The sequence below is a fragment of the Natronococcus amylolyticus DSM 10524 genome (genome assembly GCF_000337675.1).
GTDB classification, from domain to species: Archaea; Halobacteriota; Halobacteria; order Halobacteriales; family Natrialbaceae; genus Natronococcus; species Natronococcus amylolyticus.
On sequence record NZ_AOIB01000013.1, the window covers coordinates 310,461 to 333,719 of the forward strand.

24 protein-coding genes are annotated in these 23,259 nt (G+C 67.6%); 8 read left to right on the forward strand and 16 right to left on the reverse strand.

The window, feature by feature from the left end:
• Positions 1-237 precede the first annotated feature (237 nt).
• Complete coding sequence (locus C491_RS03690; RefSeq protein WP_005553871.1) at positions 238-1,200, forward strand: DUF368 domain-containing protein; 963 nt, start codon at positions 238-240, stop codon at positions 1,198-1,200.
• A gap of 51 nt (positions 1,201-1,251) precedes the next feature.
• Entirely contained in the window at positions 1,252-2,040 is a 789-nt protein-coding gene (locus C491_RS03695; RefSeq protein WP_005553873.1) for an enoyl-CoA hydratase/isomerase family protein, read from the forward strand.
• On the opposite strand, the gene C491_RS03700 is transcribed toward C491_RS03695, so the two are convergent.
• Complete coding sequence (locus tag C491_RS03700) at positions 2,041-2,943, reverse strand: glycosyltransferase family 2 protein (RefSeq protein WP_005553875.1); 903 nt, start codon at positions 2,941-2,943, stop codon at positions 2,041-2,043.
• Positions 2,944-2,997: 54 nt separating this feature from the next.
• Entirely contained in the window at positions 2,998-3,705 is a 708-nt protein-coding gene (locus C491_RS03705; protein WP_005553877.1) for a class I SAM-dependent methyltransferase, read from the reverse strand.
• 267 nt (positions 3,706-3,972) lie between these two features.
• Between C491_RS03705 and C491_RS03710 the strand changes: the two genes are divergently transcribed.
• Positions 3,973-4,254, forward strand: coding sequence for a MarR family transcriptional regulator (locus C491_RS03710; RefSeq protein WP_005553878.1), 282 nt, complete (start codon positions 3,973-3,975; stop codon positions 4,252-4,254).
• Between the two features lie 66 nt (positions 4,255-4,320).
• A complete protein-coding gene (locus C491_RS03715; protein WP_005553879.1) occupies positions 4,321-5,106 on the forward strand; it encodes an MBL fold metallo-hydrolase in 786 nt (261 codons plus the stop codon).
• Here the strand turns inward: C491_RS03715 and C491_RS03720 are convergent.
• Positions 5,090-5,353, reverse strand: a complete 264-nt coding sequence (locus tag C491_RS03720) for a hypothetical protein (RefSeq protein WP_005553881.1) — start codon at positions 5,351-5,353, stop codon at positions 5,090-5,092. The two genes, C491_RS03715 and C491_RS03720, sit on opposite strands and share 17 nt — an antisense overlap.
• Positions 5,354-5,471: 118 nt before the next feature.
• Here C491_RS03720 and C491_RS03725 point away from each other — a divergent pair, with 118 nt between their 5' ends.
• Both C491_RS03725 and C491_RS03730 read left to right on the forward strand, forming a co-directional pair.
• The gene (locus C491_RS03725; RefSeq protein ID WP_049891455.1) at positions 5,472-6,215 is read left to right on the forward strand and encodes a YkgJ family cysteine cluster protein; all 744 of its coding nucleotides are present in this window, start codon (positions 5,472-5,474) and stop codon (positions 6,213-6,215) included.
• A gap of 61 nt (positions 6,216-6,276) precedes the next feature.
• Positions 6,277-7,041, forward strand: a complete 765-nt coding sequence (locus C491_RS03730; RefSeq protein WP_005553885.1) for a heptaprenylglyceryl phosphate synthase — start codon at positions 6,277-6,279, stop codon at positions 7,039-7,041.
• A 410-nt stretch (positions 7,042-7,451) separates the two neighbouring features.
• On the opposite strand, the gene C491_RS03735 is transcribed toward C491_RS03730, so the two are convergent.
• From C491_RS03735 to C491_RS03755, 5 genes are all read right to left on the reverse strand, one after another.
• Positions 7,452-10,034 (reverse strand): efflux RND transporter permease subunit, encoded by a 2,583-nt coding sequence (locus tag C491_RS03735; protein ID WP_005553887.1) that lies wholly within the window; start codon positions 10,032-10,034, stop codon positions 7,452-7,454.
• Positions 10,035-10,038: 4 nt separating this feature from the next.
• The gene (locus C491_RS03740; protein WP_152421277.1) at positions 10,039-10,560 is read right to left on the reverse strand and encodes an ATP-binding cassette domain-containing protein; all 522 of its coding nucleotides are present in this window, start codon (positions 10,558-10,560) and stop codon (positions 10,039-10,041) included.
• A gap of 177 nt (positions 10,561-10,737) precedes the next feature.
• Positions 10,738-11,649 carry an ArsR/SmtB family transcription factor gene (locus C491_RS03745; protein ID WP_005553891.1) on the reverse strand — a complete coding sequence of 304 codons (912 nt, stop codon included), beginning with the start codon at positions 11,647-11,649 and terminating at the stop codon, positions 10,738-10,740.
• A 527-nt stretch (positions 11,650-12,176) separates the two neighbouring features.
• On the reverse strand, positions 12,177-12,584 hold the full coding sequence (locus C491_RS03750) for a TRAM domain-containing protein (RefSeq protein WP_005553893.1): 408 nt from the start codon (positions 12,582-12,584) through the stop codon (positions 12,177-12,179).
• A gap of 99 nt (positions 12,585-12,683) precedes the next feature.
• On the reverse strand, positions 12,684-14,438 hold the full coding sequence (locus tag C491_RS03755) for a radical SAM protein (protein ID WP_005553895.1): 1,755 nt from the start codon (positions 14,436-14,438) through the stop codon (positions 12,684-12,686).
• Between the two features lie 238 nt (positions 14,439-14,676).
• On the opposite strand from C491_RS03755, the gene C491_RS23115 reads away from it, so the two are divergent.
• Both C491_RS23115 and C491_RS03765 read left to right on the forward strand, forming a co-directional pair.
• Entirely contained in the window at positions 14,677-14,835 is a 159-nt protein-coding gene (locus C491_RS23115) for a DUF7559 family protein (protein WP_005553897.1), read from the forward strand.
• A 149-nt stretch (positions 14,836-14,984) separates the two neighbouring features.
• Positions 14,985-15,452: an Hsp20/alpha crystallin family protein gene (locus C491_RS03765; RefSeq protein ID WP_005553898.1), complete on the forward strand. Its 468-nt coding sequence runs from the start codon at positions 14,985-14,987 to the stop codon at positions 15,450-15,452.
• On the opposite strand, the gene C491_RS03770 is transcribed toward C491_RS03765, so the two are convergent.
• From C491_RS03770 to C491_RS03805, 8 genes are all read right to left on the reverse strand, one after another.
• On the reverse strand, positions 15,449-16,636 hold the full coding sequence (locus C491_RS03770) for an NAD(P)/FAD-dependent oxidoreductase (protein WP_005553900.1): 1,188 nt from the start codon (positions 16,634-16,636) through the stop codon (positions 15,449-15,451). The genes C491_RS03765 and C491_RS03770 overlap by 4 nt on opposite strands.
• Complete coding sequence (locus C491_RS03775) at positions 16,633-17,397, reverse strand: creatininase family protein (protein ID WP_005553902.1); 765 nt, start codon at positions 17,395-17,397, stop codon at positions 16,633-16,635. Before C491_RS03775 ends, C491_RS03770 begins: the two co-directional genes overlap by 4 nt.
• 236 nt (positions 17,398-17,633) lie before the next feature.
• Positions 17,634-18,413 carry a DUF7388 family protein gene (locus C491_RS03780; protein ID WP_005553903.1) on the reverse strand — a complete coding sequence of 260 codons (780 nt, stop codon included), beginning with the start codon at positions 18,411-18,413 and terminating at the stop codon, positions 17,634-17,636.
• A 136-nt stretch (positions 18,414-18,549) separates the two neighbouring features.
• Entirely contained in the window at positions 18,550-19,140 is a 591-nt protein-coding gene (locus C491_RS03785) for an NUDIX hydrolase (RefSeq protein WP_005553905.1), read from the reverse strand.
• 4 nt (positions 19,141-19,144) lie between these two features.
• Positions 19,145-19,642, reverse strand: a complete 498-nt coding sequence (locus C491_RS03790; protein ID WP_005553907.1) for a DUF7109 family protein — start codon at positions 19,640-19,642, stop codon at positions 19,145-19,147.
• A gap of 143 nt (positions 19,643-19,785) precedes the next feature.
• Positions 19,786-20,913 carry a glycosyltransferase family protein gene (locus C491_RS03795; protein WP_005553909.1) on the reverse strand — a complete coding sequence of 376 codons (1,128 nt, stop codon included), beginning with the start codon at positions 20,911-20,913 and terminating at the stop codon, positions 19,786-19,788.
• 99 nt (positions 20,914-21,012) lie between these two features.
• Positions 21,013-22,200, reverse strand: a complete 1,188-nt coding sequence (locus tag C491_RS03800; RefSeq protein WP_005553911.1) for a DHH family phosphoesterase — start codon at positions 22,198-22,200, stop codon at positions 21,013-21,015.
• A gap of 64 nt (positions 22,201-22,264) precedes the next feature.
• Positions 22,265-23,149, reverse strand: a complete 885-nt coding sequence (locus tag C491_RS03805; RefSeq protein ID WP_005553913.1) for an SDR family oxidoreductase — start codon at positions 23,147-23,149, stop codon at positions 22,265-22,267.
• Between the last annotated feature and the right edge of the window lie 110 nt (positions 23,150-23,259).

Here is a 23,259-nt window from a genome sequence, read left to right on the forward strand (position 1 = left end):
CCTCGACACACCCTCGAGACGACGGGCGCTCGACATCGCAGTCGCCGACGAGTTCCGACCCGCCCGGCAACGTCGCTCGAGGATCGCTCGAGCCGCCGAACTCGGCCTGTGTCGGGTTCGCATCCGTCGGGTCGAGTGAGTCGATTTATGTCGGAGCCGAAACGTTCGCTACGTATGGTCGCGAAACGGGCGGTCGGTTCTCCGCCGTCGACGACGATCGGACGGTGACCCTTAGGTATGTTACACGCTCTCGAACAGCGGCTCGGACCGCGGTTCTCGGTGCTGCGGGTCTACTGCTACGGTCTCTGTATGGGAACCGCCGACGCCCTCCCCGGCGTCTCCGGCGGCACCGTTGCGCTCCTGCTCGGGTTCTACGGCCGGCTGATCGCCGCCGTCACCGCGCTCACGCCCGGGCGAGCGATCGACGTGCTCCGGGGGTACGACGCCGAGCAGCGGGGACGCGCCAAAGAAGCACTGCTCGAGATGGATCTGCAGTTTCTCCTGCCGCTGGGCGTCGGAATGGTCACCGCCGTTGCACTCATCGCCGGCGCCGTCACGGCGCTCTCGGAGTCACACCCGATCGCGCTCTTCGGGTTCTTCATCGGACTGATCGCCGCCTCGGCGATCGTCCTCTTTCGGAGCCTGCCCTTCGCCACCAGTCGGCACGCCCTCGCGGCCGCCGCCGGTACCGCGCTCGCCCTGCTGGTCGCAGCCAACGTCCTCCAGCTACCGGGCAGCGGCGCCGTCCTGATCTTCCTCTCGGGCGGACTGGCGATCAGCGCGATGATCCTTCCCGGCGTCTCCGGCTCGCTCATCCTGATTCTGCTCGGCCAGTACGTGTTCCTCTCTTCGCAGTTGACGGCGTTCCTCCAGTCGATCCGTGATTTCGCCCTTGGCAACGGAACGATCGCGGGCGTCGTCGAACCCGGAACTACCGTCGTCGTCTTCGTCGCGGGCGGAGTCGTCGGCCTCGTCACGATCGCTCGGGTCGTCCGGTTCGCGCTGGATCGCCACCGCGAGCTGACGCTGCTGTTCCTGGTCGGCCTCATCGCCGGCTCGGTGCCCGCGCCGCTTCACGAGATCGCCGGCGCCCACGCGTTGACGGGCGACATCCTGGCGCTAACGGCCGGCTGGGCGGTCGTCGGCGCTATCGCGCTGTTCGCGATCGATTGGCTCGCGGGCGGGTTCGACCCCGAGTGATCGGTCGGCGCGACCCCGTCCGTTATGGCCCTAGCGGCGAATCGCTCCGTCATGGAATCCGTTGGCACTGGACTCGCGCGTATCGATCGGAACGACCGACGAGCCGACGTCTACCTCGCCCGACCCGAGAAACGAAACGCGATGTCGGTCGAGCTCATGCGGGATCTGACCGCGGCGTTCGATCGCGTCGACGCCGACGAGGACGTCTGGGCGGTCACCCTGCTCGGAGAGGGACCCGTCCTCAGCGCCGGGATGGACCTCGAGATGATGCGCGACCGGGTCGAACCCGACTCCGACATCGATCGGGACGTCTTCCCCTCGCTGCTCGAGACCATCGAGCGGACCCGCCAGCCGGTCGTCGCCGGGATCAAGCGGGCCGCGCCGGCTGGCGCGTTCGAACTGACCCTGCCCTGTGACTTCCGGGTTCTGGGCCGCGATGCGAAGTACGGACTGCTCGAGGTGACGCTGGGAACGTTCCCCCACGGCGGGGGCACCCAGCGCCTCCCACGGCTGGTCGGGCTCTCGAAGGCCAAGGAGATCATCCTCACCGGCGAGTTCGTCGAGCCGGAGGAGGCGAAGCGGATGGGACTCGTCCACGAACTCTGTGCGGACGACGCAGTCGACGAACGGGCGAAGGCGTTCGCGGACCGACTCTGCGAGAACGCACCGCTGGGTCTCGGGAACGGGAAGCAGGCGCTCAACGCCGCTCTCGAGACGCCCCTCGAGCAGGGGCTCGAGTTCGAACGGGCACTGGGGCGCGAACTCGATGACACCGAGGACTATCGGGAAGGATTCGATGCGCGACTCGCCGACCGGGAACCCCAGTTCAGCCGGGAGTGATCATCGGCGATCGTAGATCCGAACGGCTCGATCGTGGCGCACTGACAGTCCGTTCGGATTGCGGCGGGTCGATCGATCCGCGTAGCGTGCACGCACACCGTCTTTGAACCCGCCTGCGGCGTTCGTGACGACGTCGACCCCGTCGGAGAACCAGCCGGTCGGCGTCGCGTCCCCGGTGACGATCTCCCGAACCCCCGAGAGGCCGTCCCGGATCGCGCTGCCGACTGTCCGTCCGAGTACGGTCGGTCGCGGGCCGTAGTTCTTCCCGAGACCGTAGGCCAGTGCCCGGTACGTCGTTCCCCACTCCGGGTCGGGCCGGCCGCCGTCGGCGCCGACGTCGCTGCGGACGGCCATCGACGGCGACCAGGCGACCTCGAAGCCCAGGCCGCTCACCCGGTGGGCACAGTCGCGCGCGCCGTCGCTCTCGAGGTACTCGTCGAACCCGTCCAGGGCCTCGAGCGAGGTCCGGTCGAACGCGACGTTGCCGCCGTCGAAGACCGTCACGCTGTGGCCGACGATCCGTTGGGTACGCTCGCTCTCCGGGACCGTTCCGTCGGCCTCGCGTGTCGGGCCCGCGACGATGTCGGCGCTGTCGGCGGTCGCATCCTCGAGGGCCTCGTACCAGCCGGGTTCGATCGCGTACTCGGCGTCGAGAAAGGCGACGATCTCCCCCGTCGCCACCTCGAAGCCGGCGTTACGGGAGACGTTGGGGTTTCGCTCCGAGATCTCGACGAGGACGTCGACGTCATCGCGTTCGCGAACGACGCCCGTCGTTCCGTCCGAGGAGGGGCCGTTGACGACGATGATCTCCGTCCCGTGTGGGGTTTCGGCCTCGAGCGCGTCGAGACAGGACAGCAGTCGCTCCCGGTCGTTGAGCGTCGAGACGACTACCGAGAGCTCCATACCGTATAGTAGAACTACCCGAGGATAAAAATAGGGCGGAATTCGATCCCGCGATCAGCGAACGCGCGTGTTCCAGTACGACACCGACGCGAAGTGATCGGTCAGCGAACGGCCGCCGACCGTCTCGTCGAGCGTGCGGATCGCGGTCGCCAGTCGGTTCGGGATCGACCGATAGAGCCCGTACGGCGCCAGGAAGTCGTCCTCGACGTCGACCAGCGTCAGATTCGCTTTCGCGAGCAACACGCTGACCTCGCTCTTCGAGTAGAGCCGCGACCCCATCGGAAGCGCCCAGTTGTAGACGCTGCGCGCGCTGAAGCGGTTGAACGTGTCGAAGACGATCTGGTCGCGCGAGACCCGACGCATCTCCCGCAGGAACGCCTCGGGGTCGTCCGCCAGATGGAAAAACCGCATCGCGATGACGGTGTCGAAGTGATCGTCGGGAAACGGCAGTCGTCCGGCGTCGCCCCGCAGGAACTCGAGGGTTCCGTCTAGGTTCGCCGTCTGCGCTTTCTTGCGTCCCTGTTGCAACATCGCTGCCGAAATGTCCAGTCCCACGACGTCTGCGCCACGCTCGGCGAGCATGACGGTAAACCGCCCGGTACCACAGGCGATCTCGAGGACGTTGCGGTCCTCGACGGGCATGATGGCCTCGAGTACGGCTTCCTTCTCCCGGCGGTCGATCAGCTGGCCGCCCTGGGAGAAGCGCTTGTCGTCGTACTCGGCGGCGACGTCGTCGGCTTGGTACCACTCCTGTCCTTTCACACTGGCTCCAACTACAGCAGCGACAGGATAAAACGATACTGGAGTCCGTCGGCGGCTGTCCCGAAAGTGACACACCGATCCACGGTACGAACGCCGTCGATAGTCGGCGACTGCAGCCACGAGGCAACTACTAGAGTGCTCGGTCAGACCAGAACCGGACGGTTCAGATACATGTGATAATATGACGTCTAAACACCTATTACAAACTGGATTGTTCGTATCCACATATAGGGAAGCTTTACCACCTCTGCTTCCGCTGTGGTAGGTATGAGCATGAGTACCGCAGAGGACCACGCTGCCGCCGCCGAGGACTCACTCTCCGAAGACGAGTACCGCGACCGCCTTCGCGACCTGCCGCCGAGTGCGAAGCTCGTCGCCAAGGTTCTCGAGGCCGACTCGCCGCTGTCGCAGGGACAGCTCGCCGAGGAGTCGCTGCTGCCCGACCGGACCGTTCGCTACGCGCTCAACCGCCTCGAGGATGTCGAGCTCATCGGCTCCCGGTACAGCTTCCGCGACGCGCGCAAGCAAGTGTACTTCCTCAAACACTGATTGCCGTCGGGACCGAACGCTGACGGTCTCCGATACGCCTTTTTTCGCCGACCGTGATGGCCGCCCATGAACGTCGCGTCCGTCGCCGTCCCCGTCCGTACCCGCGCACCCGGAGGGACGACCAACGCCTACCTGCTCGGCGAGGAGCCGTCGGTGCTCGTCGATCCCGCGGCCCGCACCGACGAACTCGATCGGCTCGTCGCCGAGCGGTCGGTCGAACACGTCGTCGTCACCCACACCCATCCCGACCACGTCGGCGCGGTCGACGCCTACGCGGCCGAAACCGGCGCGACCGTCTGGGGTCGGTACGGACGGAGCGAGCGGTTCCGCGAGGCGACGGGACGGGACCCCGACCGGGAGCTGCTTCCGGGGGCGACGATCGACCTCGGTGACGAGCGCGTGCGCGTTCTGGAGACGCCGGGACACGCACCCGACCACCTCGCGTTCGAGGCCGGCTCGGACGGGCCGATCGTCTGCGGGGACTGTGCCGTCGCCGAGGGTAGCGTCGTCGTCGGCGCCCCCGAGGGCGACATGCGCGCGTACCTGACGACGCTGCGTCGGCTCCGGGCGATCGATCCGCCGGCGCTGCACCCGGGCCACGGTCCTACGATCGAGACGCCGCGGGCGGTCCTCGAGCGACTCATCGCCCACCGACTCCGGCGCGAGCGACGGGTGCTCGAGGCGGTCGACGACGGCGCCGGCTCGCTCGCGGCGATCCTCGAGGGCGCCTACGAGAAGGACCTCGAGGGGGTTCGCGACCTCGCGCGGGCGACCGTCGGGGCCCACCTCGAGAAGCTCGCCGTCGAGGGCCGACTCGAGTGGGACGGCGAGCGCGCTACGAGTTCGAGGTGAACTGGAACTCGAAGGTGAGCTGATCCTCCATCCGCACCCGGACGCCGCCGAACTCCTCGGAAATCTGCTTGCGGGCCTCGGAGCTGGGTTCGACGGTGAGCGTGACGCTGTTGCTGTTCGCGTTGTACTCGATCCGGCTGACGGTGACGTCGAACGCGAAGAGGTCGGGGACCTCTCTCCGGAGGTGCTCGCGCACGTGATCGATCTCCGTCTGAACGTCGCCCATCTCCTCGTTGAGCGATGACATGCGCTAGCGTAGGTCTCGAGCGGTCGTAACGGTTCGTCCTCGCTCGGAAGACAGTCCGCCCCACGTAGGAGGCGGCGCCAAGCGACCGGCTTTTGCCCCTCGAGACGTAGTGACGAACGTGCGATCGCTGGAAGCCGAACTCGAGTCCGCCCGCGAGCTGGCCGTCGACGACCTGGCCGACGCCATCGAGTCGATCGGCTTCGAGTGTACCCGCTGTGGCGCCTGCTGTACGGGCCACGGCGAGGACGAACACACGGCGACGGTGTTCCCCGACGAGGTCCGTCGGCTCGAGGACGCGCCTACCGACGACAACCTCGAGGGCGAGGCAATTCCCGACGCCGAGGACCGCGAGTGGCGCGATGTCGCCCGACCGATGCCGTACGGCCTCGAGGAGGGCGACGACGGGCTCGAGGGCGAGACCTTCGAGTGGGCGCTCGAAACCGACGGCTGTGGGGACTGCGCGTTCTACGCGGAGGACGAGGCCGGCGTCGGCGCCTGTACCGTCCACGAGGACCGACCGCTGATCTGTCGCACCTACCCCTTCAGCGTCGGGCTCGCGGGAACGAGCCAGCCGATGGGCGAGGCCGTCGACAGCGTTTCGCTCCCGGCGCAGGCAGGTGCCGACAGCGAGGACGAAGCGGGCGTCCTCCGCGCACACGAGTGCGAGGGACTGGGCCGAGAGATCTCCCGCGAGGACGCGGAGGAACTCGCCCGCGCGCTGAAAGAGCGCGCAGTCCGGGAACTCGAGGAAGCGATCGGCGTCCGCGACGAGTACGAGCCCGCGGATCGGGAACCGGGCGAGGTCGTCGTCCACGACTCCGAGGGCGCAAAGCGGGTCGACGGAACCCCGCTCGAGGAGTGATCGACTCGGATCCGCGGCTTCGAACCGACAGGGATTTTACGCAACCGCGGAATCCGTCCGCATGAACGTCGACTGGGACGAGATCACCCACGTCACGAAGGTCGATCCGGCGAAATCCCTGCCGTCGGATCTCGGCGTCCTCGAGGGGACCGATCTGGTGCTCGTCGGCGGCTCCGACGGCGTCACCGAGTCGAACAGCCTCGAGGCGATCGAACGCGTCACGGACGTCTTCTCGGAGATTCCGGTCTTTCAGGAGCCGTACAGCTCGAGCCACGTCTCGCGGGAAACCATCGAGGCGGCCGACGCCGTCTCGATCCCCGCCGTCTACAACGGCGACCGGGACCACTTCGTCGGCAAGCACGTCGAGCTGTTCACCGAGGTCGGGCAGAAACCCGACGAACTGCTCGGCTCGAGCGTTCCCCTCGTCGGCGACCTGATCGCCTCGAAGGGCGTCGAGGTGGTCGCGGAACTCGCGGACAAGCTCGTCGGCGAGGGGTACGTCGTCCAACACCTCGAGTCGACGGCTGCAGCCGTCTCGGGCGTCGACACCGCCTACAGTCCCGACGAGGTCGCCGGCGCGGCCCTCGCGACGGAGGCGTTCTACGACTTCCCGATCTTCTACGTCGAGTACTCGGGCACCTACGGCGGTCCCGGCGACGTCGAGGCCGCCGCGCGATATCTCGAGGAGACAGCGCTGTTCTACGGCGGCGGGATCGACAGTTCCAAAAAGGCGAGCGAGATCCTCGAGGCCGGCGCGGACGCCGTCGTCGTCGGCGACTGCTTCCACGACGACCCGGAGACGTTCCGGGAGACGATCCCGGAGTAGAGTGGCTCGAGAGCCGGCAGGCTACTGTAACGGTTTTTGTGCGGTCTTCGGTAGGTGCGCTATGTACAGCGAACTTTTTTGCCGAGGGCATCGACTGACGCCATCGGCGTCAGCCTCAACCCCCGGCAAAAAACTTCGATGTCGTCAGAACGCGACGCGTTCTGACTGCTGATCAGAACCGCTTTGCGGTTCTGNACCCCCGGCAAAAAACTTCGATGTCGTCAGAACGCGACGCGTTCTGACTGCTGATCAGAACCGCTTTGCGGTTCTGATGATGAAAAAAGGCCGACGGCTCGCCCACGGGGCTCGCCGTCGGTGAAACCCCTCGCTTCGCTCGGCGTATGCTTCTCCGTTCCATTCGCAAAAAGATGTAACGCGGTGAGCCGTGACCTATTCCAGACTTGTCCATCTCAGTCCTGGGTAGACACTACGACGTCAGGGTCAGCATCTTCGGTCGCCGGTTCGGTGCTCACGGAGCGCGCCCACAGGTACAGCAGGCTCGGCAGGACGACCACACTCGCGACGAACGCGGCGACCATCGCCAGGACGACCAGCGTCGCGAAGTTCCCGAACGACGGATCGGGGTGAACCAACATGCCGGCGAAGGCAGCGACTGACGTCGACATGCTCCCGAGGAGGGCGCCGCCGGTACCGGTGACGGCGGTCTCGAGGGCGTCGAGATCGGTCCGGCCGCGAGCGCGCTCGTGTGCGAACCGGTCGCTGAGGTGGATCGAGTAGTCGACGCCAATTCCGATCACCAGGCTCACCAGCAGCGCTGTCAGGAAGTTCAGCGGGACGTCCAGCAAGTACATCCCGCCGACGACGTACCCGAGCACGAGCGCGACGGGGACAGCCGTCAGCAGGCCGAGGGTGGCGCTCCCGTGTACCCGCCGGTAGACGGCGACGAGCGTCAGGAATACCGCGGCCACGGCGACGATCATCACCCGGACGATGCCGTCGGTAATCCGCTCGATCGCCGCCTGCTCGGCGGTGGCGTCGCTGACGACGGTCGCCTCCAGGTCGCCGCCCTCGGCCTCGACCGCGTCGCCGACCGCGAACAGGTTCCCCGACCGATCGCCGTCGATCGCCGGCCCGTCGGCGGCCTGGGGTGGCCCGATCGCTCGCAGCGACTGGTACTCCCCGTCCTCCCGCTCGATCACCGCGCTCGCCGCCTCGGCATCGACCTCGTAGAGGTGGTCGTACACTGCCTCGAGGTCGCTGTCGGGGATCCCGTCGCCGGTCGTGTCAGCAGCCTCGACCGTGCTCGCGAACTCCTCGTCCTCGGCAGCGACCTCGTTAAGTACGGCCGTCGGCGTCTCGATAGTGTCCACGCGTCCCTCGGCGAACGTGCCACGTTCGACCCCCTCGTCGATGCCTGCCTCGAGCGCGTACAGCGCGTTGTCGTCGGTCACCGATCCCTCGACGAGGAGCTGGACGCGGTCGTCCTCGTCGGCCGCGGCGCTACGGAATTGCTCGCCGACGTACTCCTGATTCGCCATCGCCTCGTTTTCCTCCCAGCCGACGGGGCCGGGCAGCTCCTGTTTCCACTCGGCGACGTCGGGGTTCTCGGCGCCCATTGTCTCCTCGTCGAGGGCCGTCCACGCGACCGCACCGCCGGCCGCGACGAGGAGCGCAACGACGATTACGACGGGGGCCGCCCGGCGGGCCAGCGCCACCGTGCTCGAGAGGAGCGGGCCGACGTAGGCGCCGGCACCCAGCGGCCGCTTGCGACGATCCAAGCCGAGCCGCTCGAGGGCGTCGTCGATCGTGACCTTCAGTGCGGGCACCAGGGTGACGAAGACCACGAACGCCGACACCACGCCGAGCGTGATCGCGATCCCGAGGTCCTGTAGAGTACCGACGGGGTTGACGACGTTAGCGAGGAAACCGATGCCGGCGGTGATCGTCACGAGCCCGAACGCGACCGCGACCGCACGAAGCCCGCGAGCCATCGAGGATCGGACTGGGTCGTCAGGGCCTCGTTGCTCACGGGCCGCTTCGCTCCCGGTTCGCGTATCCGAGGCGCGTAGCGCCTCGCGCTCCTCGCGGTAGCGCGTAAAGACGTGGAATCCGTAGTCGATCGACAGCCCCGCGATCAGGACCGGGCCGATCACGACCGCGGGCCCGACCTCGACGCCGAGCCAGCCCAGGATGCCGAACATCCAGAGGATCGAGACGAGCACGCCCGTGAGCCCGACGACCACGTCGACAACGTCGCGATAGGCGAAGGCGGCGACGGCGAGGATCAGCCCGAGCACGACCGGCAGCACCAGGAAGACCGTGTTCTCCACGCTCGTCTCGGACATCTCGTCCATCGCCGGCTCGCCGAGCGTGAAGAACTCGGGGGTTTCGCGGTCGGCGGCCCCGTCGGCCAGCGCGTACTGGGCGTCGGCGGACGCCTCGCCGTCCTCGGTGGGCTCGAACGCGAAGACGACCTGTGTGCTCTCGGCCTCGGCGGTACCGGGCGCATAGCTGTTGGGCACCAGCAACTGGGCACGAGGATCTTCGGCGAGCGTCGCCTCGACGAGTGCGGCGACCTCGTCCTCGTCGGCCGCCTCCAGGGCGGCAATCTGTTCGTCGAGGCTGGCGTCGGGATCACTGGCGGCCTGCGTCCCGACCAGCGAGGCGATGCTCAGGACCTCGTCGTCGGTCTGCGCGTCGGCGACGGCGTCGTCCTCGGCGACCGACTGCTGGTACTCCAGCGTGGCGATCAACGCGTCCGTCGAGAGGGCGTTGCCGCCGTCGTCCCGCACGTAGACTGGGAAGTGCGCTGCCGGATCGTCGCCACTGTCGGTTTCGTAGTTCGCCTGGACGTATCCTTCCGCCTCGTCGACGTCGGTCTCGACGGCACCGGCGAAGCCGCCGTCGCCGCCCATCTCGGCGTTCGTGATGCCGGCGACCAGGCCCGCCGTGAGCACGAGCGCGAGGATGACGACGAGGTAGTTGTGTGTCGTTACGACGTCGGCCGTTCGATGGGGTAGCGTTCGTAGCATGGTGTTAGCGTTCGTCACCGGTGGTTCGGCTATCGGTGGGTCGCTGTCGATTCGAGTCGTCGGGTGCCGCGACGGCGAGGTCATGGATCGCGGCGCCAACGTGGGCGATCTCCTGGACGACCGTCGCCTTGGCGTCAGCGTCGGAGACGCACGCGACCAGTTGGCCGGACTGCTCGATCATCGACTCGACGCCGGGGATCGCCTCGTCGTCGATCGTTCGGCCCGTCGTCATCCGGAGGTGTTCCCACCCGGATCGCGTGCCGTCGAGGTCGACGGTCTCCCGGAGGTACCCCACGCGTTCGTTGAGCCGGTCCCGGTCGTGCCGGGGATTCAGCCCCGGAACCGTCGCGCTCCCTCTGGAGGGCCGGACGCTCCCAGCCAGCAGATCGAGCAGCGTCGATCTGCCGGCACCAGTGGGCCCGACGAGGCCGAACACCTCCCCGCGCTCGACCGTCAGGCCCAGTGCGTCGATGACCGGCCGGCCACCGTAGCGTTTCGTCAGGTCGTTTGTCTCGAGTACGCTCATCGCGTATTCGGACGTCACCCGGACTCACCCTTAACTATTATCGAATAAATTACATATGTCGCATCTGGTTCAAAAAATGGGTTGAGTATATCCGGCGGTTCGTTGCAGGTTCGACGCGGCGGATCGGCTCACAGGGCAAAATCGCTCAACTGCTATTGAGTAACGAATCCGAGAGGATCAGCGATCGCCGACCGAATCGCGTCGCACGCGTTCGGCCCGCTCGACGGACAGGTCGTCGCCGACGAGCAACCGGAGGGCGTCCTCGTCGACACGGTAGGTCACCTCGTACGTGTCCGCGGCGAGACGGTCGGTGGACCACCGCTCGTCCATGACGCGTGGTACCATCTCGAACGTGCTCAGAGACGTGGTGTCGATACCGTGTTCCCAGTGGAAGGCGATCGAGGCGGGATGGGTGGCGAGCCACACCGATAGCGGACCGTTGAACCTGGTCCAGCAGCTCCGACAGCGTGCGATCGCGACGAACCGGAGCGACCCGGGCGCCACGTCCTCGACGTTCCTGACATCGAGGTCGTTGCGCCCCCCACAGATCGCACAGACCCCCTCGCGGAACTGCTGGAAGTAACTCGCAGTCCGCGTCTTCACGCTCTCGATCACGGCCTCGTCGTCCCGAGCAGTCACCTGCGCGGGGGTCACGGGAATGTTCCCGAAGCACTCACCACACTCCTCACAGCGGTGCATCAACATCCTGTCCTCGACGTCGGTCACGAGCTCTTCGGCGTCACAGTGCAGACAACTCCCCTCGATTTCGAAGGGGTCGAGTTCGACGTCGCCGGCGTACGCGCCCGCGAGGTACTGTCTGACGATCGCCTCGCCGGCGTAGGTGAACTTCCAGCCTTCGTCGGTGTGCCGAAGGTAGGCCCCATCGAGCTTCTCGAGGTGATATGACAATCGTGACGTCGAGTCGATCTCCACTCGCTCGTACAGCTCCGAAAAGGACAGCTCCGGCATCGATCCCCCTGGAGTGAGCCCCTGCTCGTCCAGCGCCTCCGCGAACGCCCGCAAAATCGCGATCCGCGTGGGATCGGACAGCGTTCCGAAGGCCTCGGCCGCTGCCTCCTCGTCCGGCATGTCTCTCCTTTCGAGAACCTACGCTATTATCGTTCGGGAGGACTGCCCGATTCGCGACCGGATGACTGCTCCGAATATGCACTGTCGGATAGAGGCGGACAAACGGAGTCTTGCGGGCCCTGTCCCTAGAACGACAGCGGCTTCGAGAACCGCCAAGCTTGTATACGGCGCACGAAGTACGCCATCTCTCCGAGCGCGCCTTACTCGCGGCTTCGCCGCTCGTCTTTGTTACGGTTCTCGCCTGCACTGCTCGCTCCAAACCGACCCACGGCGCGCTCGGCCTTTCTCGCGAGTTCCGATGGAACGAGCGAGAGCTCGAGAGAGCACGTTCTTCCGGTGGTTGTTGATCGAAGTCCGCAAGCGTGGGCGCTTACGACTCCATCAGAAATTTTCGATTTCTGAGGACGGTTTTTATGGGGGGTGAACGGATTACGGGCCGTCAGCCCGCAACCGGATGACGTGGCGACGGAACCGCCACGCGACCGGCCGTAGGCCGGTCACGATACCCCGTGAAAGGAGCGCGTTCCTTAGAACGTGTCCTCGATGATCTCGCCGACCGCGAAGTTCGACTTGACCTCGGTGATCTCGACCTTGACGCGCTCGCCGACGTCGGCGCCCGGAACGATGATCACGTAGCCTCGCTCGACGCGAGCGATCCCGTCGCCCTGCTTGCCGATGTCCTCGATCTCGACGTATCGAGTCTCGTTGACGTCGACCGGCGGCTGCGGTTCCGACGGCGCGGTCTTGGGCTGGGGCGTCGATGCGGACGACTCCTCGGTTGCTTCATCACGAGAGATGAGCGCGACACGATAGACGTCACCGGCGTCGATGTCGCCGGTTTCGACCTCCTGTCGGGGCACCTCGATGACGTACCGATCCTCTTCCTCCGAGACTTCCGTACTGAACAAACACAGCAGTTTTTCAGATATTTCCACAGGTAGACCCTCGACTTTGACTCTGCGTGCCAACCGTAATAGAACTACCGAACGACTACCGTGGTGTGCCGTGGCACTCGCGGGACGTCACCGCGGTCATCAGTCGGCGCGCTCGAGCGGCCGGATCGTCGCGAACCCCTCGAGATCGACCTCGCCGCCGAACTCGGCGTCGGCGACCGAGTCGTAGGGCCGGTTGACGACGATGTTTCCTGCAGTCGAACTCCCGATACCGGGGATAGTCGTCAGCTCGTCCATCGACGCCTCGTTGAGATCCAGCGGGTACGGCACGCCGGTCACCGATCGGTAGCCGTGGTCGACGACGGCGACGTCGATCGTCTCTCCGAGCGGGCGTTCGCCCGGGATGCCGACCAGCAGCGGGTAGGTTCCCAGCTGACGGCCGAACGTCTTCCCGTCCTGGTGGTACTCGAGGTGGACGTTCGGCAACACCGTTCCGAGCGGGGCGACGCGGGCAAGCATCGGGTTGTCGATCTCCTCCCGTACTTGCGTCTTGTAGCGTTTGAAGAGCTTCTTGTGGTCGTTTGCTATCTCGGCGCCCGTCTCGCTCATCTCGGTGCCGTCGAACGACATCACCTGCCGGATGTTCACCCGACGAAGCATGTACCCCTCGTCGTACACCCGGTGGAGAAACTCGAGGTTGCGCTCGTAGGTCTCCTCGCGCTCGCCCTTGAGCCCGTGTAAGAGGTTGATCCCGGGCAGGAGCTTGGGGAGACGGGTCGGTGCGTCCTTGCCCGCGCTTGCGACTGCGCCGTTCGCGCGTTCGGAGGGCCTCGGATCGTCCGGCCCTCCCGGGCGCCACCCTGCTTCCTCGTTGACAATCTTGACCGCCTCGAAGCACTCCTCTGCGGTGACGTTGAGGTTGTTCTCCTCCTGGACCAGCGGATCGGCCGACTCGAGGCCGAAGGCCGCGGTGTCGCCCGGCGTGTTGTGCTCGGCGATGATTCGGATCCCCTCCCGACTCTTCTCGGGCCACTCGACGATCGTGATGGGGTTCATGTTGTCGAGGTGAAGCGTCTCGAGGTCGGGTGCGACCTCGCGGATCCCGCCGTACAGCGAGCGCAGGGCGTCTGGGTTCGGGGCCTCGCCGTCGCCGCCGTAGGCGAGGATGTCTGCCTGGCGGCCGATTCGGAAGTGCCGAACGCCGAGATCGGAGAGGGCGTCGACCTCGCCGACGACCGACGGCGGCGGGCGGAACGTCGGATTCCCGTAGAGGGGTTCGGTACAGAACGAACACCGGTAGGCACAGCCTCGAGAGGTCTCGAGCTCGGCGATAAGGTAGTCGGGATGATTCGGATGTTGCTCGACGATAAAGGCCCCTTCCTGGGCCCACCGCGAGACCTCGTCGACGTCGCGCATCCGGTTGTTGAAACCCTCGAGGCCGCTCTCGACCAGATCGTGGACGGCGGCCTCGACGTCGCCCTTGGCGACGAAATCGAAGTCCAGGTCCTGGCGCTCGGTTTCCGTGGCGCCGGCGTTCTCGTCGCCGACGCCGAACTTCACGGGACCGCCCATCAGACTCGTGCCGCTTGCGGTCCAGGCGAGCTTGCGAACCTCGTCAGGTTCGGCCGGCGTGCCGCCGACGTACTTCCCGGGGACGGTCATCCCACCCAAATAGATCAGGAGGTCGGCCTCGTCGACGTCACGCCACCGGTCGGGCTCGTCGCGTAGGCCGTCGATCGTGTGGTACGTGATCTTCTCGCGGGGAACGCCCGCGTCGACGAGGGCTCCCGCGGTGTAGCGGGGGTACGTCGAGATGTACGGCGGCACCCCGAAGTGAGCGGGCTCGTCGACGTAGCCGTCGACGATCGTCACCGACAGCGTCTCGGGGTCAGTCATGGCGCCAGGTAGCGCCTCGAGCGGTAAAACGGTGACTACACGAAAGCCCCGACGCGCCGAGCGCGGCTCGGCGCATCGCCCCTTTCAGTCCCGCCCGGCGTGGTCAGACCGAGCGGTAGAGGCCGGAGGACCACTCGGCTTTCGAAGCGACCCGGATGGCTCGACGCGCTTCGAACTGACGACGGCCTGACGTACCGTAACCCCGACGTTGATGGTCGTCGTGGCGCTACTATCGTGTATGCCACCAACCGAGGAAATCGTCTGTACCGCCGAGGACTGCTTTCTCGACCTCTTCGAGAACCACTACACGTACGACGTTCCCGACGACTTCGACGTCTCCGAGCTGTCCTGTCCGGTCTGTGGCGGCACGGACTGTCTGAAACCCGTCGAGCTGTAGATCCTCCCAGAAACGCCGTACAGTCCCGTAGTTTCCGCGCCACAATCACTAAGAACGAGCCGAGCGTACCGTTCGAATCTGACCATGATCAGGATCCCTCGGTCGTCGTGCTCGGTTCGGCTGCGTTCGCCCCGCGGGGTTGATCGCCGATGAGTCTCTCGAGTTTCGCGGACGCGGTCGGCGCCGCCCTCTACCGCCAGATCGGTCGCGCCAACGGTCGCGTACAGCGCCACCGCCCGCTGGCGGTCGACCTCCTCGAGAACGAGACCGGCTACCTCGTCGTCTTCGACGCCCCCGGTGCCGGCCCCGACGACATTCAGGTTCGGTATCTCGAGGGGACGGTCACGGTCAAGATCGACCGCTTCCGACAGTTCCACGACGGCTACGAGATGCGCTTTCCCGGCCGCGGGATGGAACTCGAGGGCGAAGCCGAACTTCCCGGCGACGCGCTCGTCGAACCCGACGCGGGGACGGCCACGCTCTCTGAAGCGGGGGCCCTGCGGATCGAGATTCCGAAACACTCGGCGATCGACGACGGCGAGATCGAGGACGCCTCGACGGCCGAGGACGCGAGCGATACCGAGCCCGGTACCGACGAGATCCCGATCGACGACTAGTTCTCCCGAATCGTCATCCCCTCGACGACGTCGAACGCCTCGTCACCATCGAAGCGAGTCGGATCGAAGGGGTCGATCCCCTCGCCGCCGAGCACCTGGTCGGCGACGCGCTCGCCGATTGCGGGCGCACGCATGAAGCCGTGGCCCTGGAACCCGGTGGCGACGTACAGCCCGTCCTCGAGTTCGCCCACCAGCGGGTCCCGATCCGGCGTCGCCGTACACAGCCCCGCCCAAGCCCGCACGACGTCGTCGGGCTCGAGGTGGATCCCCGAAACTCGGTGATCGACGCGCTCGAGCAAGTCCGTCGCAAAGCCCGGCGAGGCGTCCCGGTCGTAGTCGTCGGGGTCGGCCTCGACGTACTCGGTGCCGTCGCCCGCCAGCACGCCGTCGGCGTGGGGCCGCAGGTAGAACTCCCCGGTGGCGTCGTAACACATCGGCTCGGCGAGCTCGCAGTCCGCGACCAGCGCCTGCACGCGGTAGGGCTTCATCGCGATCGAGACCCCGGCGTCCGCGAGCACCCGCTTCGTGTGGGCGCCCGCGGCGACGAGCACGGCGTCGACCTCGTGGGTGCTCCCGTCGGCATCGTGCACGACACGGGCGGGATCGGTCCGAACCCGAACCGGCGTCTCCGGACGCAGCGTCGCGCCGGATCCGTCGGCGGCGGCCGCGAGACAGGCCGTGTACGTCGCCGGGTCGGTGTAGCCCGCGGCACCGGCGATCCCCGCGACCGCGACGTCGTCGGTCCGCAGGGCGCGAAACCGTTCTGCGAGTTCGTCCCCGTCGACCTCGAGCGCGATCGTCCCGTTTTCTTGCATGCGCGTGATCTGGTCGCGAAGCGCCTCGGCGTTGCGCTCGTCGCCCTCCCGAGCGAGCCAGACGTAGGGACACTCGACGAACGGGAACGTGTCGTCGCCCGACAGCTCCCGGAAGCGCTCGATCGCGTCGCCGCCGATCTCGGCGTCCAGCGGGTCGGCGAAGGCGTCGTAACAGACCCCCGCCGCGCGCCCGCTCGAGCCGCTCGCGATCGAGCCGCGGTCGTACAGCGTCACGTCGGCGCCCTCCCGGGCCAGGTCGTAGGCCGCGGTCGCGCCGATCGCCCCCGCGCCGACGACGGCCACCTCGAGGTCGCGACCGCGCTCGGTGAACGCATCCGCGCCGACGGCGAGTTCGGGCTCCCCGCTCATCGCTCATCACGAGGCCAGCAGGCCTCGAGCGGGCGCTCGACGAGCCAATCGAGCAGCGCCTCCAGTTGGTCGCAGCCGGTCTCGAACAGCCGTCGGCCCTTCTCGGGATCGGCCTGGGTCGGCCGCCCGACCGCGCCGCTCTCGGAGAAGTCGATCGTGTCGAACCCAAGGACGGCGCCGTGGACCGACTCACCCCAGCCCTCGCTCGCGCCGGCCTCGGCGGCCTCGAGCGCGTCGGGCCGGACGAGGTCCTCGCGGAGGTGCCAGAGCAGACTCGACTCCGCCGCGTCGGCGTGGCCGCCGTCTTCCTCGAACAGCTCGTCGGCGAGTTCGTCGACAGCGTCCCACCAATTCCAGGGCGGGGCGAACGCCGTTCGCTCCTCGCGCAGCCGACGGGCGGCCCGCCGGAGCGCCCCCGAGTTGCCGCCGTGGCCGTTGACCACGACGGCCTTCCGGACGCCGTGGTTGGCGAGGCTCGAGATCGTTTCCCGAACATAGTCCTCGAAGGTCTCCGGGCCGACGTACAGCGTGCCGTCGAACTGGCGGTGGTGTTCGCTGACGCCGACCGGGAGCGTCGGGAGGACGACTGCGTCCTCGCGGTCGGACACTGTGTGAGCAAAGCCCTCGGCGGCCATGTGATCCATCCCCAGCGGGAGCGCGGGGCCGTGCTGTTCGGTGCTTCCGACGGGAAGGACGGCGACGGAAGCCGCCTCGAGGTCCTCGGCGGCCGCCGTCGTCGTCCGTTCGGCGAGCAACGTCATACCCGGCGGTGGGCACCGGAGGGACTTATTTACACGGGACGGGATCGAAAAAGAGGGCTCGAGGAGCCCCTCGAGGGTGGTTGAACGCGTCTACCTGGGAGGAGGTGATTAGTATTTACGCCGGTACGGAATCGAGACACACCACCGTTTCAGCAATTATGGGAGACGAGCCTCTTGCCGCACCCACCACCGTTTCAGCAATTATTCAGAAGCCGAAAACAGGAGACGAGACCGCGCTACTCGAGCAGGGGATCCAACCCTCGAGCGGGGTAGCCGACGACGGTCGTCGCGCCGGCCTCCCGGAGGGTCTCGGTCTGCTCGCTGACCTCCCGCTCGGTGCCGACGAGCGCGTAGTCCCCTGCGGCCTTCAGCAGGACTTCGCGCGCGCGTCCGCTGGCGCTCGAGTCCGTCGCACAATCCTCGGGCAGCGCGCGGGCGACGGGACGGCGGCGGGCGACGTAGTCGCCGACGGCGTCGAGGACGGCGTCGTCCTCGGCGGCGAACACCGCGGGCGCGTAGACCGCGAGGTCACCCTCGAAGCCGGCCGACCGGAGGGCCCGAAGCTCGCGGGGAGTCGACCGCGAGAGCAGGTCGTACTGGGTCGCGCCCGTCGCCATCGCGATGCGCTCGACGCTCTCGGAGCCGACCCAGGCGTCGGGGTCGGTCTCGAGGGCCGCACCCAGTCGGGGCGCGACGGCCCGCTCGCGTTCCTCGTCGGTGAGGTAGGCGGGGTGGCCGGCGACCAGCACGCGCCCGACTCCGGACGGCAGCTCGGCAAGCAGGGAGTCGTCACCCAGCGGATCGAAGCCGTCGGCCCGGACCGGGGTCGTCACGAAGACGTCGGCGTCGGTCGACAGCGACTCGAGGACCGACGCTGTCGGGATGTGGTCCCGGCCCTCGTAGTCGACGGCGATCGTCTCGGCGGGGATCGATGCGGCCAGGGAGACGTCACACTCCGCGGGTTTCAGCGCGATCCCGTCCAGTCCGGCTCGGGCGACGGTGTTCGTAGTTAACATTGGGACTCACCTCGCGCGACGAAAAGGCGGCTACGATCGGTTCGGAACGCGATCACTCGTCTGCGCGATCATGGACGTGCTGGGCGGGCCGCGAGCAAAAAGCTGACGTTCCGCGCAGGACTCGTACGGGAGCGTCTCACAGCGTCGAACGATCGATTCGTTCGGGCGCCTCGAATCCGGTGGTCAGCTCGAGCAGCTGGACCAGAATGCGCCCCGTCGCCCCCCAGACGGTGTAGCCGTCGACGTGGAAGTAGTGGATGACGATGTCGCCGTAGTAGGGGTGGTCGCGGCGTTCGCACTCGTAGTTCTCGGGGTCGAGAAACCCCGAGAGCGGAAGGACGACAATCTCGGCGACCTCGATCCCGTCGCGCTCGTACTCCCGGTCGGGCACCCTGGCCACGAAGGGGGTGACGGCGTACTCCGAGATCGTCCGGATATCGTCGAGCTGGCCGACGACCTCGGCCTCGTCGGGCTCGAGCCCGATCTCCTCGTTCGCCTCCCGCAACGCGGTCGCGAGGATCGACTCGTCTTCCGGTTCGGCGCCGCCGCCGGGGAAGCTCATCTGCCCGGGGTGGTTGCCCAGATCGTCGGATCGGCGGGTAAACAGCAGGTAGTCCTCCTCGTCGCGCTCGATGACGGGGGCGACGACGGCCGCGTCGTGTTCCTGATCGTCGATGCCGATCGGGGGGTGGTCCGCGATCGGCGCGAGGTTCAGTCTCGGTCCCATCTGATCACTCGAGGGCAGCCTCCAGTCGCGCGCGTTCGTCCGCGAGATCGACGGGCGCCCACGTTTCGACGTCGTAGCTCACGTCCAGCAGCGTTTCGATCCTGTCGTCGTCGCCGTCGTCGACGGCCGCGTCGGCCGCCGCGACGAACTCCTCGCGAACCGTCTCGCCGAGGGCCTCGCGATCGGGCCGTCTGGGCTCGATGTCAAGGATGTGGGGAACGTCCTCGGCGCCCTCGGGAACGGTCGGAAACGCGGTCGGCCCGGCGACCAGCAGCGGTTCGTCGGACTCGGTTCCGTCGGGGGTCGGTTGCTCGAGAGGGTCGTAGGCGACGAGGGCGAACGACTCCCGGGCCCGGTCGATCCCCGTCTCGAGGGCGTCAGAATCGACGTCGCCGCCGTCGGCGCGAAACGCCGCCTCGGAGAGGGCCCGCTCGAGTTCGGCTCGGGTAAGCCCGCCGAAGAGGTCGACGACGCCGGCGAGTTCGTCGGCGGTCGCGTTCATACGCCGTCCACGGTCGGTGCGCTGTTGAATGTTGCCCCGCACACGGAGACACGGGGAATCCGTCCCCCGCCGAGCGCCGGTTTCGGTCCCGGCTACGGGGCCTCGGGGCGTTCGTCTCGCAATCCAGTACGACGGTCAAAAAGTCAGCCGCCTCCCGCGGAGCCGACCCGAGGTCCGTGCCACGGACGCGCCCGTTCGCGGACGGTCTCGGACTCGATCGGGACGTCGAGCCAGCGGGGCAGCCGGCGGTCCGGTCCGGGCGGTTCGATCGCAGCGGCGTAGCGCTCGAGCTGGTCGTGTTCGCGCTCTGGATCGTACGCGAGCCCGTTGAACGCCGCGTCGGCCCGGTACTGGGCGATCAGCTCCCGTCCGGTCTCCCGGTAGCGCCCCGGTAGCGTCTCGTAGTCGGGGTCGACGCCGCCGGCCTCGAGCACCCGAAGCAGTTCGGCGCCGACCGTCCGGCTCATACCCTCGAGCCCGGTCTCGCCGGCGACCGCACGGTGGTCGTGCTCGTGGACGCCAAGATCGACCTGCGCGGTGCCCGCGAACCCGGCGTGATCGAAGGCGTCGCCGAGGGTTCCGACCTCGAGTCCCCAGGTCCGGGGCGGGCGGAGCCGTTCTGCGAGGTCGGCGGTCATCGCGAACTCGCCGGCCAGCGCGTACCGGAAGGCGCTACAGTACTCGAGGATCGGCTCGTCGTGTCGGGCCGACAGGGTTCTGAGCAGCGGCTCGTAGAACAGCCGGAACAGACGCCCGTAGAGCCGTCCGCGTTCGACGCGCGCGTAGTAGCCCTTCGAGAAAGCGAACTCCATAGTCAGGGGCGCGAGCAGCCGACGGACGTGGTCGGCCTCGTAGCTGCGGGCGTCGGCGTCGTGGACGACCACGTACTCGCCGGCCTCGGCGGCGGGGCCGAGCGCGAGCCAGACGTCCCGTCCCTTGCCGGTCTCGCCGGCGAGCCCGGCGTCCGCGAGTCGCTCCTCGAGGGCCGGCGCGTTACACCATAGCACCTCGATCGGCAGGGCGAAGGTCTCGAGCCACTCGCGGAACGGGCCGATCCGAGCGGGCGACGCCCGGACCGGAACGACGACCGCGGCGGGCTCGAGAGACTCGAGTTCGGCGAGCACGCGGGTTGCGGCCGGGCTCTCGTGTTCCCGGTCGGTCATCGGAACGACGACGGCCGTGTCGGCGACGGGATCGCCCTCGAGACCAGTAGCGAGCGGTTCCCCGCCGAGGTCGTGGAGCGTCGCGATCCGATCCTGGACGTACTCCATCGATCCACTGTTGGAGCGAGCCGGTAAAACGGCCACGACTCCGGCGAACTGGGGTTGGCGACACAGTGCGTACGGCGAGCCGAACCGGTTCGGCCGTCGCTACCGGCGGCTGCCCGACATCGCCTCGAAGAGCCGATCGTCGAACACCGCCCGCCCGCGACCGTCCTCGGTCTCGATCGCCTCGAGGTAGTCGACCGGGATCTGTCCGCCGCCCATTCGGGCGTGGCCGCCGGCGTTGGCCATCGGGACGTCGCTGACGGCGTGGCGAAGCGTTTCCCCCATGTGGACCCGATCGTCCCGGGACCGGCCCGAGACGTGGATCGTCCCGTCGTACTCGCCGTAGACGGCGACCGCGGTGACGCCCTCGAGCTGGAGCAGCTCGTCGGCGGCCTGAGAGATCGCGTCGACGTTGGTAACCGACTCGACGTCACAGACGGCGAACGAGCCCTCGATCCGTCGATCGGTGATCGCCCGCGCCTTCGTCTTGAGGACATCGTCGCTCACCTGCGGGTTGGCGATCCGGTCGAGCAGGTCCTCGTCGATCCCCGGGTAGAGGTAGCCACAGGCCTCGAACTCGGCCCACGAACAGCCTCGAGTCAGGTGGTTCGTATCCGACTGGATGCCGTAGAGCAGCCCCGTCGCCAGCGCCGTGGAGAGCGCGGGCTCGTCCGCCGTTTCGTCGCCATCGGGCGAGACGTCCAGCTCCTCGAAGTACGCGGCGACGATCGTCGAAGCCGAGCCGTAGTCGCTTCGAACGTCGGTGAACTCGGTTCCGGTTCCGTTCCCGGGGTGGTGGTCGACGACGGCGACGGGTTCGACGATCTGTGCGCCGGTGAACCCCCGCGGCGTGTTGTGATCGACGAGCACGACCGCCTCCGCCACGAGCTCCGAGGCCGCCTCGATGCGCTCGAGTTCGAGCCCCAGGACCGTCCGAAAGGCCCGGTTCTCCTGGTGGCGAATCTCGCCGGGAAACTGCAGCGTCGCGTCGGTGTCGACCGACGAGGCGATCTCGGCGACCCCCATCGCACACGCCATCGCGTCGGGATCCGGGTTCGGGTGTAACAGGACGGCGACCTCGTCGCGGCTCTCGAGGAGGTTGCGAAGGCGCACGCCCGGCGGGCGCCGAAGCCAGCGGACGAGCCACCAGACGCCGACCACCACCCCGCCGACGGCGACGACGAGCAGGGAGAGCACGAGCGGGTCGAGCGATCGGAGCGTCTCCGCGGCGGGCTCGAGGACCAACGTGTCACCTCCGATCCCGCCGCTGTCGACGCCCCGGTGTCGCATACCGCACCATTACATCGGATCCCCAAGAAGTTTCCTATCAACTGGAGAGAGACTTTCCCGACCCCTACCGACGGGCGTCGATCGCCTCGCGGTACCCCTCCCGGAACGTCGGGTACGCGAGCTCGTACCCCAGCTCGCGGAGCTTGCCGTTCGAACAGCGCTTGCTCGTCAGGATCCGACGGCGGGCGGCCTCCGAGAGGTCGTCCGCCTCGAGCCGTTCGGCCTTCGTCTGCTTCGGCGGCCGTTCGACGCCCGCCTCGTCGGCGAGCCAGTCGGCGAAGGCCCACTTCTCGACGGGTTCGTCGTCGACGACCTGGACGACCTCGTCGCGAGCGAGGTCCTCGCGGAGCAGGTAGCGGACAGCGCCGGCGGCGTCGTCGCGGTGGATCATGTTCAGGAAGCCCTCCGTGACCGGCCCCTCGAGGTAGCGCTCGAGACGGTAGCGATCCGGACCGTACAGACCCGCGTAGCGCGCGACGGTCCCCTCGAACCCGTACTCGGGCGGCAGCTCGAGGGCGACCCGCTCGGCCTCGGCAAGCACCTCGGTCTTGTCGGTCGTCGGCTCGATCGGCGTCTCCTCGTCGACCCAGCCGCCATCGTGGTCGCCGTAGACGCCCGTCGAGGAGGTGTAGACCAGCCGCTCGGGCGGGTTCTCGCGCTCGCCGAACGCCTCGATCGCCGTCTCGAGCCCCTCGACGTACACCTCGCGGGCGGCGTCGGCGCCCCGACCGCCGCTGCTGGCCGCGAAGACGATCGCGTCGACGTCGGGGACGGCCTCGAGCGCCGGCGGGTCGGTGACGTCGGCCTGGACGGCCTCCAGCCCCGCCGATTCGAGCGACTCGAGTCCGTCGTCGGATCGACGGACGCCGATCGCGTCGTGGTCCCGTTCGACGAGCTGGCGGCCGAGTTCGCGGCCGACGTAGCCACAGCCGAGAATCGCAACACGCATACGCCGACTCGGGCTCCGGGCCACATAATCGCACCGACGGACCGACCGATCGGTCAGGAGGTGCGTCGTCGAGTTCGAACTCTCGACGCCGATCCGCTGCGAGATGGCCA